The organism is Hyphomonas sp. (assembly GCF_046313975.1).
GTDB lineage: Bacteria > Pseudomonadota > Alphaproteobacteria > Caulobacterales > Hyphomonadaceae > Hyphomonas.
In genome coordinates this window covers 1-15,099 of sequence record NZ_JBKBXB010000008.1, presented here as the reverse complement: position 1 = coordinate 15,099, position 15,099 = coordinate 1, and the positions used below count along the sequence as shown (strand labels likewise).

Annotated in this window: 13 protein-coding genes; 9 read left to right on the top strand and 4 right to left on the bottom strand. The window is 66.6% G+C overall.

All coding sequences use genetic code 11. From position 1 onward, the window contains the following. Positions 1-7 precede the first annotated feature (7 nt). Positions 8-595 carry a DUF1285 domain-containing protein gene (locus ACK4TE_RS04525; RefSeq protein WP_409910293.1) on the bottom strand — a complete coding sequence of 196 codons (588 nt, stop codon included), beginning with the start codon at positions 593-595 and terminating at the stop codon, positions 8-10. Between the two features lie 75 nt (positions 596-670). Here ACK4TE_RS04525 and ACK4TE_RS04520 point away from each other — a divergent pair, with 75 nt between their 5' ends. The 4 genes from ACK4TE_RS04520 to ACK4TE_RS04505 are packed head-to-tail and all read left to right on the top strand — an operon-like array spanning position 671 to position 7,437. Next, entirely contained in the window at positions 671-1,669 is a 999-nt protein-coding gene (locus ACK4TE_RS04520) for an AAA family ATPase (RefSeq protein ID WP_409910292.1), read from the top strand. Positions 1,670-1,688: 19 nt separating this feature from the next. Next, positions 1,689-2,555, top strand: a complete 867-nt coding sequence (locus ACK4TE_RS04515; protein ID WP_409910291.1) for a DUF58 domain-containing protein — start codon at positions 1,689-1,691, stop codon at positions 2,553-2,555. Continuing rightward, entirely contained in the window at positions 2,552-5,401 is a 2,850-nt protein-coding gene (locus ACK4TE_RS04510) for a DUF4159 domain-containing protein (protein ID WP_409910290.1), read from the top strand. The genes ACK4TE_RS04515 and ACK4TE_RS04510 overlap by 4 nt, the downstream gene beginning before the upstream one ends. Continuing rightward, positions 5,398-7,437 carry a hypothetical protein gene (locus tag ACK4TE_RS04505; protein WP_409910289.1) on the top strand — a complete coding sequence of 680 codons (2,040 nt, stop codon included), beginning with the start codon at positions 5,398-5,400 and terminating at the stop codon, positions 7,435-7,437. The genes ACK4TE_RS04510 and ACK4TE_RS04505 overlap by 4 nt, the downstream gene beginning before the upstream one ends. Here ACK4TE_RS04505 and ACK4TE_RS04500 read toward each other — a convergent pair. The 3 genes from ACK4TE_RS04500 to ACK4TE_RS04490 all read right to left on the bottom strand — a co-directional run bounded on the left by ACK4TE_RS04500 (position 7,434) and on the right by ACK4TE_RS04490 (position 10,345). Continuing rightward, complete coding sequence (locus tag ACK4TE_RS04500; RefSeq protein ID WP_409910288.1) at positions 7,434-8,780, bottom strand: MFS transporter; 1,347 nt, start codon at positions 8,778-8,780, stop codon at positions 7,434-7,436. The genes ACK4TE_RS04505 and ACK4TE_RS04500 overlap by 4 nt on opposite strands. A 125-nt stretch (positions 8,781-8,905) precedes the next feature. After that, positions 8,906-9,397, bottom strand: coding sequence for a GNAT family N-acetyltransferase (locus ACK4TE_RS04495; RefSeq protein WP_409910287.1), 492 nt, complete (start codon positions 9,395-9,397; stop codon positions 8,906-8,908). 51 nt (positions 9,398-9,448) lie between these two features. Further along, positions 9,449-10,345 carry a 1-acyl-sn-glycerol-3-phosphate acyltransferase gene (locus ACK4TE_RS04490; RefSeq protein ID WP_409910286.1) on the bottom strand — a complete coding sequence of 299 codons (897 nt, stop codon included), beginning with the start codon at positions 10,343-10,345 and terminating at the stop codon, positions 9,449-9,451. Between the two features lie 244 nt (positions 10,346-10,589). Between ACK4TE_RS04490 and ACK4TE_RS04485 the strand changes: the two genes are divergently transcribed. From ACK4TE_RS04485 to ACK4TE_RS04465, 5 genes are all read left to right on the top strand, one after another. Further along, complete coding sequence (locus tag ACK4TE_RS04485) at positions 10,590-11,033, top strand: response regulator (RefSeq protein WP_409910285.1); 444 nt, start codon at positions 10,590-10,592, stop codon at positions 11,031-11,033. Between the two features lie 112 nt (positions 11,034-11,145). Continuing rightward, positions 11,146-11,760, top strand: a complete 615-nt coding sequence (locus ACK4TE_RS04480) for a rhomboid family intramembrane serine protease (protein ID WP_409910284.1) — start codon at positions 11,146-11,148, stop codon at positions 11,758-11,760. Positions 11,761-11,763: 3 nt separating this feature from the next. After that, positions 11,764-12,906, top strand: coding sequence for a cell division protein ZapE (gene zapE, locus ACK4TE_RS04475; RefSeq protein ID WP_409910283.1), 1,143 nt, complete (start codon positions 11,764-11,766; stop codon positions 12,904-12,906). Between the two features lie 268 nt (positions 12,907-13,174). Beyond that, positions 13,175-14,074 (top strand): RNA polymerase sigma factor RpoH, encoded by a 900-nt coding sequence (gene rpoH / locus ACK4TE_RS04470; RefSeq protein ID WP_409910282.1) that lies wholly within the window; start codon positions 13,175-13,177, stop codon positions 14,072-14,074. Continuing rightward, positions 14,064-14,888 (top strand): TrmH family RNA methyltransferase, encoded by an 825-nt coding sequence (locus ACK4TE_RS04465; RefSeq protein WP_409910281.1) that lies wholly within the window; start codon positions 14,064-14,066, stop codon positions 14,886-14,888. Before rpoH ends, ACK4TE_RS04465 begins: the two co-directional genes overlap by 11 nt. Positions 14,889-15,099: the final 211 nt, after the last annotated feature.

The window sequence follows — 15,099 nt, the reverse complement described above, 5'->3', positions numbered from 1 at the left end:
GCGTGCCTCAGACTGCCGGGCCAAGGGTGAAGAATACGCCCCGGCTCCACACGCCCAGTACATCCGGATCGTCCGCTGAAGGAACCGCCATTGACACAAGCTCATAGAAAGCCGGCCGCGTCAGCTTCGCCTCCAGCCGCCCGCGCACCAGCACATAAGGCGCAGGCTCCCCGGTCGCCGCATCCGTCTCGACCCGCAGCGGCGCCTCCGGGCCGGCCAGTGTTTCATCGCCGAGATTGGTGACAAACTTCAATTCCTGCTCCGGCCCCGGCGCGCCTGCCCGGTCCACCCGCACCGCCAGGAAGGGCGCGTCTTCCACCTTCACGATCACTTTCTCGTGCGGCGTCACCAGCCAGACCTTGCCATCCGCATCCTTGCGCAGGATGCGTGCGAACAGTTTCACCAGCCGTTCCCGGTTGATCCGCCCGCCTTCATGCCACCAGCTGCCATCGGCGCGGATTTCCATGCCGATATCCGCCGAGCGGACCGGATTCCACTGCTCAACCGGGGGCAACGGCCCCCCAAACTTGCCTTCCGGCAGGATGGCCTTAAGCGTGTCCTCTAGGCCAAAGGTGCCGCCGGGGCTGGATGTCACATCTATCTCCGCCAAAATCACGCCTTACAAATAGGCTTGTAACAGTCGCAGGTGAAGCCGGAGGCGCAAGACGGAATGGCCGATACAGCATCAAGACCCGAAACCGTCGTCGCGGAAGCCAACGCCGCCGCAGAGGCGCTTGCCCAGGTGAAGGCCGAAATCGGCCGGGCGATCTTCGGGCAGGAGAAGGTGATCGAGTTGGCGCTCGCGGCGGTGCTGGCGGGCGGCCATGCGCTGCTGATCGGCGCGCCGGGCCTTGCCAAGACGCGGCTGGTCGAGGCGATGGGCACTGCCCTCGGTCTTGCCAACCAGCGCATACAGTTCACGCCCGACCTGATGCCGTCCGACATTCTCGGCTCCGAAGTACTGGACGAGAGCCCCTCCGGCCAGCGCAGCTTCCGCTTCCTCAAAGGCCCGATCTTCACCCAGCTCCTGATGGCCGACGAGATCAACCGCGCCAGCCCGCGCACCCAGTCCGCGCTCCTGCAGGCAATGCAGGAGCGGCATGTGACCGTCGCCGGCGTGCGCCACGACCTGCCTGCACCCTTCCATGTGCTGGCCACACAGAACCCGATCGAGCAGGAAGGCACTTATCCGCTGCCCGAAGCCCAGCTCGACCGGTTCCTGCTGAAGGTCGATGTCACCTATCCCGACCTCGACACCGAGCGCCGCATCCTGATCGAGACGACACGCGGCGCTGAAGCGCCCGTGCGCCCCGCCCTCGATGCCGGCCGGTTGATGGCGATCCAAGCACTGGTGCGCCAGATGCCGGTCGGCGAGAAGATCGTCGCTGCCATCCTGAACCTGATCCGCGAGGCACGTCCCGAACAGACGAGCGATGCGCGCGTGCGCCGCCTCGTCGACTGGGGGCCTTCGCCACGCGCCGGGCAGGCGCTCATGCTTGCGGCGCGCTCGCGCGCCCTCTTGCGCGGACGCCTTGCCCCCTCGATGGAAGATGTCGAAGCCCTCGCCGAGCCCTGCCTCGGCCACCGCATGGCGATGCGCTACGACCCGACCGGCGAAGCCCCGAAACTCAGTGATCTGATCAATGACCTTGCGAGGAAGGCAGGCTGACACCCTGACCGGCAACCGCATGACCCCCGCCGCCGATCTTCGCGCCGAAGCCGAACGCCTTGCCCGGCAGTTGCCGGGGCTGAACTTCAAGGCCGAAGCCTCTGAAGCGGCGCATATCGGCTCCGCCGGACGCCGCCGCGCGGGCAGTGGCGAAACCTTCTGGCAATACCGCCGCTATGCGCAGGAAGATGATGCTGGCCGCATCGACTGGCGCCGCTCGGCCAAGGGCGACGACCTCTATGTCCGCGAGACCGAACTCGAAACCGCGCGCACCGTGCTGTTCTGGGCGGACGATCATCCGGGTTTCCGCTGGAAAGGCGAGGGCGACCTGCGCACCAAGGCGGAGGAGGCGATCCTCCTGATGCTGACGATGGCGATCCCGATGTCTAAAGAAGGCGAGCGGATCGGCGTGCTCGGCTCCGGCCGCCGCCCGAGTTTCGGCAAACGCGCCGTCGACCGGCTGGCCACAGACCTGCTGCGCGGCACGGGCGGGCATTTCCCGGCGCCGCCGCGCGCCGCCGCGACGCTGCTTGTCGCCTCCGACTTCTATGATCCGATCCCGGAATGGTCAGCGCGCCTCGCCCCGCTCGCCGCGAAGTGCCCGGAAGGCGTGCTGATCGCGGTGTCGGCGCCTGTGGAAGTAGACTTCCCGTTTCAGGGCCGCACGAAATTCTCACGCCCCGGCGCCACCATCGACCGCATCCTTGGCCGCGCTGAAACGATGCGCGAGGAATACAAGGCACGCTTTCTTGCCCAGCGCGACGCCTTGCAGAAACTCGCCCGCCAGATGGGCTGGGGCTATGTCCAGCACGTCACAGGCGCCCCGGCACTGGAAAGCGCCGCCCGCCTGAAAGCCGAGATCGAACAATTCGGAGCCGCGCGGTGACAGCCCTCGGCCCGTTCCTGCTCGGCTCTCCGCTGGCGCTGGCGGCGCTGGTCGCGCTGCCCGTCATCTGGTGGATCCTGCGCGCCACACCGCCCGCACCGAAACAGGCAGAACTGCCCTCGCTGCGCCTGCTTGAAGGCGCCGTTCCGCGCGAAGAGACACCGGCCCGCACGCCCTGGTGGGTCTGGCTCATCCGTACACTGGCGGTCATCGCCGCAATCCTCGGCCTTGCCCAACCCGTCTATGCGCCCGGCGCAAAATCAGCGGACGCGGGCGAGCAGGGGCCGGTGCTGATCGTCATCGACAATGGCTGGCCCGCCGCCCCGCGCTGGACCGAACTCACCAACGCCGCCGATGCCACGCTTGATGCCGGCGGGCGCGATACAGCCATGCACCTTCTCCTCACCGCGCCGCAGCAGCTGAACGCCGACCCCGCCGAGCGCCTGACCAAAGCTGACCTCGCCAAACGCATCGGCACCCTGCGCCCGCAGCCCTGGGCCGCGGACCGCGCCGATGCGCTCGCCCGTCTCGACGCCTCCGGACTCAAGCCCGCGCGCATCTTCTGGGCAAGCGATGGCCTCGAGAATGGCGGCGGCGCAGCCTTCGCGGCAGAGCTTGCCAGACGCGCCCCGCTCACTGTCTTTGCCGCGCCCGCCGAAGGCCCGGTCGCAATCACCGGCCTCTCCGCCGAAACCGATGCCGTCACCGTCCGCCTTGCCCGCGCTGATGGCCGCGGCAGCGCGCGCGCCTTCGTCTCGGCGCAGACGCGGGATGGCTCGGCCATCGCCTCCGCCGAAGTGCGCTTCGAGGAAGGCGCCCGCGAAGCCGCCGCAAGTTTCCAGATTCCGGCCGCCGCCCTCGCGCGCGTGGCACGGTTCAACGTCACCGGCCGCTCCGGCGCAGGCACGGTCTGGCTCTGGGATTCGGTGGACCGTACACGGAGGGTCGGCCTCGTCGACCAGGGCACCGCCGCACAGCCGCTGCTCTCCGACATGCACTATATCCGCAAGGCGCTGGAACCCTTCGCCTCGATTTCTTCCGGCGATATCGAAAGTGTGGTCGCCACCTCGCCGGATGCAATCATCCTTGCCGATGTCGGCCAGATCCCGGCGGAAGATACCGCCCGCCTCACGGCATGGGTCGAAAGCGGCGGCGCGCTCATCCGCTTTGCAGGGCCCCGCCTCGCCGCGCAGGGCGATGACCTCCTGCCCGTCACGCTGCGCCGCGCCTCCCGCGCGCTTGGCGGCACGCTCGCCTGGGAAGAGCCGCAAGGCCTCGCCGCCTTCTCCGAAACCTCGCCCTTCTCCGGCCTGCCAGTGCCGGAAGACATCCGTGTCCGCCAGCAGGTGCTCGCCAGCCCCGATCCCGAACTCTCGCGCAAGACATGGGCACGCCTCGCCGATGGCTCGCCGCTCGTCACCGCCAGCACGCGCGGTAGCGGTATGCTCATCCTCTTCCACATTACGGCAGGCCCCGATTGGGCGAACCTCGCCTATTCCGGCCTGTTCGAACAGATGCTGCGCCGCGCCATTACTGCAGGGCGCGGCGAAGCGATCGAAGATACCGAAGGCACCTACGCGCCGCTGCTCACTCTCGACGGGTTCGGCCGTCTCTCCGGTGCCAGCCCGAGCGCCGCGCCGATCAAGGCGACGGACTTTGCAACCACCCAGCCTTCCGAAATTCACCCGCCCGGCCTCTATCAGGGACCGGCCGGAACCCGCGCGCTGAATGCCGGCGCCGGGGCGAGACCCGAACTCATCCGTGCCTGGCCCGCAGCGGCGCGCCTGCTTGGCGACGCCGAAACCCGCTCGCTCCGCCTCGCCGGCCCCCTGCTCGCCATCGCCGCCGGCCTTCTCGCGCTCGACCTGTTCATTGCCCTGTTCGTGGCAGGGCGCCTGAGACTGCGGCAGAAATCCGCCAGGCTCGCCGCACTGCTGATCAGTGGACTGACGGTTCTCACGCTCGCCCTGCCGGAGCAGGCGTACGCGCAATACAACTATGAACTGATGCCAGATGGCAGCTACCGCATGGTGTCTACAACGTCGCGTGTCGTGCCGCTGCCGGGCAGCAATGCGCCGCAAAAGCAGATCGACGCTGCGCTCGAAATGCGCTTCGGCTATGTCGAAACCGGCGACAGCCAGCTCAACGCGCGCACCCGAGCCGGACTTGTCGGCCTATCCAACGTCCTCCTGATGCGCACCTCGGTCGAGCCCGCCGAGCCGCACGCGCTGAACCTGGAAACCGACGCGCTCGAACTCTATCCGCTGATCTATTTCAACGTACCGCGCAATGCCGGCACGCTCTCAGACCGCGCGGTCGCCCGTCTCAACGCCTACCTGCGCTCCGGCGGCGCGCTGGTGATCGACACGCGCGCGGGCGAAGTCGCCGGCACACAGACTGATGTCTCTGCGCTCGAAAAACTGCTCGAGGGCCTCGACGTGCCGCCGCTGCAGCCTGTTCCGCAGAACCATGTCCTCTCGCGCAGCTTCTACCTGATCGACGATTTCCCCGGCCGCTTTGCCGGGCGCCGTCTCTGGATCGAGCAGTCCGGACAACCCGATGCTCCGCGCGGCGACGGCGTCTCACGCCTGTTCATCGGGGATGCCGACTGGGCCTCGGCCTGGGCGGTCGACCAGAATGGCCGCGATCTTTACTCCGTAGACGGAGGGGCTGAGCAGCGCGAAACCGCAAAACGCTTTGGCGTGAACCTCGTCATGTATGTCCTCACAGGCAGCTACAAGGACGATCAGGTACACGTCCCCGCCCTGCTTGAACGCCTCGGCGAGCGCAACAACCCGCCCGATCCGCGTCTGCCGACCCAGCTGCCCGACGGTGGCCCGCAATGATTGATGCCGTGCGCCTCAGCTTCGAACCTTTCCTCGGCTGGCCCCTATTCTGGGGTCTCGCCGCGCTGACGGTGGCGGCATGGATCGCGTATCTTGTGCTGCGCGGGCGCGCCTGGCTGACGCGGGCACTCGGCCTCGCCGTGCTTGCCGCCGCGCTGGTGAACCCGTCCCTCGTGCATGAGGAGCGCGAGCCGCTGCCTTCCGTGGCCGCCGTCATCCTCGACCGCTCGGAGAGTATGGAATTCGGCGACCGTCAGAAGGCCGCCGATGCTGCCTACCGCGCTCTGACGGCCCGCCTTGCTGAAGATCCGTCGCTCGAAGTGCGCACCCTCGAAACCAATCCCGGCGATGACGGCACCTATCTCTACGGCGCGCTCGAAGGCCTGATGTCAGACGTCCCGCGCGACCGGATCGCCGGCGCCATCCTGATCACGGACGGTCAGGTGCATGATTTGCCAGACCCTGCAAAGACCAGCGCCCTGATCGGACCTGTCCACGGCCTCATCGCCGGTGATGAGGACCGGGGCGACCGCAGCGTGCGCGTCGTCAATGCCCCGAATTTCGGCATTGTCGGCGAAACCGCCAACCTCGTCGTGCGCACTGAAGACCCGCGCGGCGGCGATATCGAACTGCGCGTCTCGCTGAATGGCGGACCACCGGAACGCATCCGCTTGCGCGCAGGAGAAGACGTGGCCCTTCCCATCGAGATTGAACGGCGCGGTGAGAACATGGTGGTGATCGAAGCCGCCCCCGGCCCGGAAGAGCTGACTCTCGCCAACAACCGCACAGCCGTCACCATCGCCGGCGTGCGCGACCGCCTACGCGTGTTGCTCGTCACCGGCAAGCCGAATCAGGCCGGCCGTGTCTGGCGTGACCTTTTGAAGTCAGACCCTTCAGTCGACCTCGTCCACTTCACCATTCTGCGCCCGCCCTTCAAGACGGATTTCGCGCGCCCTGAGGAACTCGCCCTCATCGCTTTCCCGACTGAAGAATTGTTCGAGGAAAAGCTCACCGAATTCGATCTCATCATCTTCGATCAGTATGAGCGCCAGGGCGTCATCACGCAGGCCTATCTCGCCAACATGTCGCGCTATGTCGCCGATGGCGGCGCACTGCTGATCGTCGCGGGCGAGCAGTTCGCGGGGCCCGCCAGTCTCGCACGCTCACCGCTCGCCTCTGTGCTGCCGGCGACGCCGACAGGGGTGATCCGTACAGGGAAGTTCGTTCCGGAACTCACCAGCGCCGGCAAACGCCACTCCGTCACCGCGCCGCTGGACGATGCGAAATGGGGCGGCTGGATGCGCTACATTGAGGCCGATGCAGTCGCCGGAGACGTCCTCTTCAGCGGGCCGGAACGCCGCCCGCTGCTGATCGTCGACCGGGTCGACAAGGGCCGCGTCGGCATGCTGATGTCAGATCAGATCTGGCTCTGGGCCAGCGGCCATGATGGCGGCGGGCCGTTCGCCGAACTCATCCGGCGCATGGTGCACTGGATGATGAAGGAGCCGGAACTGGAGGAGCGCCGCCTGTCGATGCAGGCCGATTCCGGCAAGGCCACCATCGAGCTGCGCACATTGCTCGACACAGCTCCCCCGCTGGAAATCGAAACTCCGGAAGGCAGCTATCTTCGCCCCAACTGGGTCAATCGCGGGCCCGGGCATTTCTCTGCTGAAACACCCATCGACGAGCTTGGAATCTACCGTGCCCGCGCAGGCGGCCTTGAAGCCATCGCGCTCAACGGCCCGGCCAATCCGCGTGAGTATGAAGACCTGAGCTCGACCACTGAAATCCTCGCCCCGCTTGCCCGCGCCACCGGCGGCAGTGTCATACGCTTGAATGATGCGGGCACGAACCTTCCGGAGATCCGGCGCATTGGCAACCAGCGCAATGCCGCCGGCAGCGGATGGCTCGGCCTGCGCGAGCGCGGCGCCTATGCCGTTCGATCCTCCACCAGCCAACCGCTGCTGCCCGGCATCCTTGCGGCCGCCGGCATCATCCTCTTCCTCCTGCTCGCCTGGCGCCGCGAAGGGCGCTAGGCAGGCAGAGCGGGCACGGATTTAGTCCGCTGGCTGACGAGCCAGATCAGGATCAGCGGCGGGATCGCAGCCAGCGGCGTGAAGCAGAAATAGGTCGCAAAGCCCTGCATGGCCGAGCCCGTGCGCGCCTGCAGCGCTTCGACTCCCAGCCCGGCAAAGCCGCCAAGCAAGCCCCCCACCAGCGTCATCAGGGAAGAGAGCATCGCGAACTGCGCCGCCGTCGCCATCGGATTGGTCAGCCGGCTCGCCCAGGCCACCATCGCGGCATTCGCCATGCCGCCGCTGAAACCTTCGAACATCGCCGCCGCGATCCACACGCCCTTGTCGCCGCCGCTGAGCGCAAGGAAAGCGAAGCCGATATTCGACACCGCCGCCAGCGTCACGGCGATTGCCATAGCCGGCAGCGTGCCGAAGCGCAGTCCGATCAGCCCCGCCATCACCACACCTGCGAGCGTTGCCGGAAAGCCGAACACGGTGCGCACCCCGGCAATCTCCGGGCCGGTAAAGCCGAGATCGATATACAGCGGCCCGATCATCGAGATGATCAGGCCGTCGGGCACAAAGAACAGCGCCACCAGCGGCAGAAATAGGAACAGGCCCTTGTCATGGTCCTGCCAGAAAACCTTCAGGGGACGGAAGAGTGCAGACAGCACGCTGCCAATCCCGGTCATTGGCGCAAAGTCACGCGGCTTGGCCGGCTCGCGCGCCACGGCGAGCGCCGCGATCCCGGCAAGCCCCGCCACCGCCGCGCAGAAATACGACATCTGCCAGCCGATCACCGCCGACATTGCCAGCAGCGGCACATTGCCAAGAAAGTATCCCGAGCGCAGCCCGAGAATGTAGGCCGACGCCATCAGGTCCTGCTCGGCATCCTCCGCGCTCTCGATCCGCCAGGCATCGACCGCAATGTCCTGTGTCGCGGTGGCGAAAGAGGTCAGCAGCGCAAAGGCGGCAAACAGTGTGAAATTGTCTTTCGGTCCAGTCACCGCCATGCCGACAAGGCCGATGAACACGAAGGTCAGACCCACCAGCATCCAGGAGCGCCGGTGGCCAAGCCGCTTCTCCAGGAAAGGCAGCCGGATCCAGTCGACGAACGGCGCCCACAGGAACTTGGTCGAGATGAAGATGCCGACCCAGCTCATGAAGCCGATGGCGGCCAGCGCGATGCCCTCCGAGCGCAGCCAGAAGCCGAGCGTCGAAACCACCAGCACAGGCGGCATGCCGGTGGCGATGCCGAACGCGATCGCAATCGCAACCTTGCGCTGGCGCAGCGATGCCAGAACCTCGCGCATCCCCGCCCGTGGGCGGATCGGCTCGTCCTGGCCGGTAACGATATCGGCCATCTTTCCTCCCGTGCGCAGGCTGCCCCGCCTCCCCTCTCATGTGGGGGAGTCTGACCGGGAGGGCTGCGAACAGGGGGAAAGGTGCCAGCCGATTTCCGGCGCGGCAAGTGAAACCGCGGCCCGCCTCAGGCTGCCGTCACGGCACCTTCGAGCAGGGACGCATCGCCGGCGAGATCCTTCACCATCACCCGGCCCGGATCCTGCGGCCCCGGAAAGCTCAGCCTGCCCTTGGGCACCACGGCAAAGCCCGCCTTGCCGAACAGGCTGTGCGCCCCGATCAGTACGGCCGCCGGCCAGCCCGCCGCCTTGCCGGCTTCAAGGGCCGCTTCCGTGATTCGCAGGCTGAGGAAATTGCCGCGATACTCGGGGTCCACCGCCACCGGCCCGTAGAACAGCGCCGGCCGGCGCGCCGCGCCCACCACCAGCGGCCAGACCCGGCACACGCCCACCACCTTGCCGCCCGCCAGCGCCACCCGGTTGATGTCCGGCAGCGAGCGCGAATATTCGCGCAGCCGCTCTGCCGTCTTGGCAAAGTGGCCGGGGCCGAATGTGCGGTCGAAAAGGTCTTCGATCGCATCGGCATGCAGCGCAGGGTTTTCAGGCAAGATCTCGATCATCGCGCGCGGCTCTAGGGCTCTATCGCGCTCGCTGCAAGCGCTCGTCGCCCCTCAGGGGCGGAACACCGCGTCCGCATCCTTCAGAAGCGCATAGGAGACGTGGTTCTTCAGCTTCTCCGTCACTGTGCCCGGCTCGCCGTGCAGCAGGTCCGGCGGGATCACTTCGCCAAAGGTCATCCGTATCTTCGCGCCGCGCTTGTTCAGCAGTTCATGGAACAGCGTGATGTCGCGCAGCTCGTTCGACAGCTCGCAGAACAGGTAATATAGCGTCGAATTGCGCGCATCGAGATTGAGCGGCACCACCGGTGCGTTCTGCTTGCGCGCGAGGCCCACCACCGTCGGGAACCAGTCCTTCTCGATCATCTGCCCGCCCTGCTTCAGCGCCAGCCGGCCGGACGGGAAGATGACGACACACTTCTCCTGCTCGAACGCCGCCGCCGCACGCCGCAGCGTCTCGCGTGCCTTCGCCGGGCTGCGCTTCTCGACCACCCATTCGACCGGGATGATCACATCCTCGAATTTCGGATTGACACGCATCGCGTCCGCATTGGCGAAGAAGACGATGTCCTGCCGCTTCTGTTTCAGGAGGTCCCACACCGCGACCCCGTCCGCGAGCCCGGTCGGGTGATTCGCGGCGACGATGCAGCGCCCCCTCTCCGGCAGCCGGTCGATCCGGTCCACCGTCATGTCAAAGGCGAGCTGGCGCGACAGCCGGTCAAACGATTCGCGCCCGGTCAGCACCGACAGCTCATCCGCCATAGCCCGCGCCTTGGAATAGCCAAGCAGGCCGTAGAGCACCGGGCGCGCCACCGGCCAAGCCGGGCTCGCGCGCAAACGCGGGCAGCGTTCCTCAATCAGTTCGTCGACAATGTGCAGCCCTCCAGCCTTCGCCGTGAACAGGGTCGCGGGCGGGGCGGCCTTCAGCGTGTCAGTTGTGTCGTCCGTCATGCAGGCTCTCGGGCTCACCCGGAATCGGGAGAGAGGTTAATCATACGGGTGGCCCGGTGCCCTGCCTAGATGACGCCTGCCGCGCAGAAAAATCGCCGGCCCACCCGATTCAGGCCGATTTTAAATATTTCAGAAAGTTTCGCTTTACCAAGGCGCAAGACGCGCGTGGCAAGGTGAACCCATCACGGGCCCCGGCTTAACGCTTCCGGCCTGCCAGCCAGCTTCCTGAGACGGGGTAAAGTATATGAAAGTTCTGTGGGTCGAGGATCATGAGCCGGTGCGCGACATGCTGGCGATTGCTGCCGACAAGGCGGCGCGCGCGCGCGTGCAGGTTGATCTCGTGATGGCGCCGACCCTGATGGCTGCCGAATCGCGCCTGCGTTTGGAACGTTTCGATCTCGTCGTGCTCGACCTTGGCCTGCCGGACAGCGTGGATGCCGACATGACTATCGCGCGGGTCGCCAACATGGGCAAATACCGTATCGCGGTTGTCTCCTCTCAGGAAAACCGCGACCAGGCCGTCGCCTCTGCCGTCCGCTGCGGGGCAAACATCCACCCGCAGGCCGTGTTCAAGGCGAACCTGCCCTTCAACCGCTTCATCCAGCGCCCCGAAAGCTTCGAGGATTTCTTCCTCGAGCTGATGCCGGCTGCCGGCGCTGTTCCGGCCCGTCCCGCCCGCGCTGCCTGACCCTGCCGGCCTGCCCGCGAGGGTTGCTGCCCGCTGCACTTGATTGCTAAGCCGCCCGGAAGGCCCCTCCGGGCGGCTTGTCGTTTCGGCCCCGCCCCGCCAAGGTACGCTCATGGACACCCTGTTTGCCTCGCCCGTGACGTTCGGCCTCTTGGTGCTGAATATCGGGGCCAGCCTCATCGCCTTCTCCAACCCGGCCTTCATGTCCCAGAACATCCTCTGGGTCGGGCCGATGCGCGACCGGGGCGAATGGTACCGGGGCCTGAGTTCCGGCTTCCTGCACGTCAACGGCCCGCACCTCCTGCTCAACATGTACGGCCTGTTCCTGTTCGGCCCGATCTGCGAATTCGTGCTCGGTGGTGTCGGCTTCGCCATCGTCTATTTCGCCTCGCTGATCGGCGGCAGCGCCTGGGCCTACATGCACAACCGCACCGTTTCGGACTACCGCGCCGCCGGCGCCTCCGGCGCGCTCTCGGGCATGATCCTTGCCTTCTGCCTCTTCGAGCCCTTCGCGGTCCTTCTCGCCTTCTTCGTCATCCCGATGTGGGGCATCGTGTTCGGCATCCTCTATATCGGCCTTAGCTACGCCTTCTCGATGCGCGCCGACCGGATCATCGGCCATGAGGCGCATCTCGGCGGCGCCGTCGCCGGCATCATCGCCACCCTTCTGGTGCGCCCGGAAACCTTCGGCGAGTTCATCGCGCAGGCCGCAGCAAAGTTCGGCTGACACATGGGCGGGGTGCGGGCGCGTTATGACGAACGGGTGGCCAGCGGTACGCTGACGGGCGACGCTGCGCAGGCCGAAGCCGCTACCCGTCTCGACACGCTCGCCGCCGCGCTTGCCCATCCGCCGCGCCGCAACCTCTTCGGCAAGCCGCCGGAACCCATCCGCGGCCTCTACATCTGGGGCGGCGTCGGACGCGGCAAGTCGATGCTGATGGACCTCTTCTTCGCCGAAGCGAAGACCAGCCCGAAACGCCGCGTCCACTTCCATGAATTCATGGCCGAAGTGCACGAGCGCCTCGACATCTGGCGCCGGATGAGCACTGCCGACCGCAAACGCTCGCCCTGGTTCGTGCGCAGCGCCGGCGACGACCCGATCGCGCCGGTTGCAAAACAGGTCGCCAGCGAAGCGAAACTCCTCTGCTTCGACGAATTCCAGGTCACCCAGATCGCCGACGCGATGATCCTCGGCCGCCTGTTCGACGCCCTACTCGGCCACGGCGTCACCGTCGTCGCCACATCGAACCGCAAGCCCGATGATCTGTACAAGGACGGCATCAACCGCCAGCTCTTCCTGCCCTTCATCGACCGGCTCAAGGAACGCTGCGAGGTGATGGAGCTTGCCTCGGCCCGCGACTACCGGGTTGACCGTCTGGTCGAGGCGCCCGTCTGGTATGCCCCGCTCGGCCCCGGCAGCACCGCCGCGCTCGACCTCGCCTGGAGCCGCCTCACCCATGGCGCCGAGCCGCAGCACATCGTCCTCACCGTCAAGGGCCGCAAGCTCGATGTCCGCCGCGAAGCCGCCGGCGTCGCCCGCTTCACCTTCGAGGAATTGTGCGCCCGCCCCCTCGGCCCGCTGGACTACCTCACCCTCGCGGCAAATTTCCACACCGTCATCCTCGAGGGCGTCCCGCTGCTGACGCCCGACCGGCGCAATGAAGCCGCCCGCTTTGTCAGCCTCATCGACGCGCTCTACGAAGCCCGCACCAAGCTCGTCGCCAGCGCCGAAGCCGAGCCCGACCGACTCTACCCGGGCGGCGACGGCGCCTTCGAATTCCAGCGCACCGCCAGCCGCCTCTTCGAAATGCGCTCGGCCAGCTATATCGCCGAGGAGCGCCGCGACGTGGACGCTGCCGGCTTCGGCAACTGAGTTCCGGCCTTGCGCGCCGCCCGGGGCTGCCTACATCCGCCTCAGGACGAACCGCCCGGTTCTCACGCCTTCGTGACCCACTTTTAATCGAACGCGGGGCCCTCTTCCACATGCCCGCCCCAATTCCTATTTATGCTGAAGCGCAATGAGAGAATTGCGTGCGTCCGGGGACGACGCAGCCGCCATGCGGGGCTAGAAACCGGATGAGCTCTAGGATGGACAGGGCGGGTTGCCGCGAAGCGGAACCGGCCCGGAATGGAGGACTGATATGGCGAACGCGCCGACAAAAGCCGGGTCTGTTGCCCTGAGTCCCGAACAGGGACTTAGCAGGTATCTCAGCGAGATCCGCAAGTTTCCGATGCTCGAGAAGAACGAGGAATTCATGCTGGCGCGCCAGTGGCGCGACCATGAAGACACCGAGGCTGCCGAAAAGATGGTCACCTCGCACCTGCGCCTCGTGGCAAAGATCGCCATGGGCTATCGCGGCTACGGCCTGCCGATGGCCGAGGTGATCTCGGAAGGCAACGTGGGCCTAATGCAGGCCGTCAAGAAATTCGATCCCGACAAGGGTTTCCGCCTTGCTACCTATGCAATGTGGTGGATCCGCGCCGCGATCCAGGAATATATCCTGCGCTCGTGGAGCCTCGTGAAGCTCGGCACCACCGCCGCACAGAAGAAACTCTTCTTCAACCTGCGCCGCCTGAAAGGCGAGATGCAGGCGCTGGAAGAAGGCGACCTGAAACCCGAACAGGCCCGCCTGATCGCCGAGAAGCTCAACGTCACCGAGGACGAGGTCTATTCGATGAACGGACGCATGTCCGGCTCGGATGCCTCGCTCAACGTGCCGATGGGCACGGACGGCGACATGGAATGGCAGGACTGGCTCGCCGATGACGAGCCCGGCACGGCCGAGACCTTTGCCAACCGCCAGGAAATGGACGCCCGCATGGAACTGCTGACGCAAGCCATGTCCGAACTCTCCGAGCGCGAGCAGCACATCCTCACCGAGCGCCGCCTGATTGACGAGCCGAAGACGCTCGAAGACCTGTCGGAAGAATACGGCGTCAGCCGCGAGCGTATCCGCCAGATCGAGGTCCGCGCCTTCGAGAAGCTGCAGAAGACGATGAAGCGCCTCGCGAAGGAACAGGGCCTGCCGGTTGGCGCCTGACCCCGCAAACCTCGTCCGCATCACAGACAGCCGCGACCCCCGGGTCGCGGCTTTTCTGTCGATCCGCGAGCGCGACCTTGCCGGCGCCCATGGCGGCCGCTTCATTGTCGAAGGCAAGGTCACGCTGGAAACCCTGCTGCGCCGCTCCCGCTTTGCCATCGAAAGCCTGTTCCTCTGCGAAACGCGCCTTGCGCCGCTGGCAGGTCTTCTCGCCCTCGTGCCGCATACCGTGCCGATCTACGCTGCCCCGCAGGGCGTCATGGACGATGTCGCCGGCTTCCCGATGCATCGCGGCATCCTCGCCTGCGGCATGAAAGGCGCACCGCTCGCCCCGGCAGATATTCTGCCCACGGACGGTCCGTCCACCGCCCTCCTGCTCGCCGGTCTCTCGAATCACGACAATGTCGGCGCCTGTTTCCGCAACGCCGCCGCCTTCGGCGCCGCCGCCGTCCTGCTGGATGCGGAAAGCTGCGACCCGCTCTACCGCAAATCCATCCGCGTCTCCTCCGGCGCCAGTCTCTGGCTGCCCTTCGCCCATGGCGGCACGGGCGCCTCGCTGATCGAGGCGGCTGAAACGGCCGGCCACGAAGTCTGGGCCCTCACCCCGCGCGCCGATGCCAAGCCCCTGCCCTCCCTCGAAGTCCCGCCCCGCGTCGCGCTCCTGATGGGCGCCGAAGGCCCCGGCCTGCCGTCAGACCTGATCGCCCGCGCCCGTCCCGTGCGTATTCCGATGACGGACGGTTTCGACAGCCTCAACGTCGCCACCGCCGCCGCCCTCGCGATGGGGCATGTCTTCAACGCCCGCCGCCCCTGACAGAGCCCCCATAGGGTGCATCAAGGCCGCAAGCCGCACCGCACCGCTCTGAAACCTGTTGTAGTCAAAGCCCCTTGTGCAACACTTCGGCCCCCTCCCGCGCCCCCACCCCCTGTCATCCCGGCGAAAGCCGGGACCCGGAAAGCCCAGCAGGAACAACGCTCAAGCGGGCTCCCCGCCTCCACCGCCCCACCAAACCGAAGAATTCCAC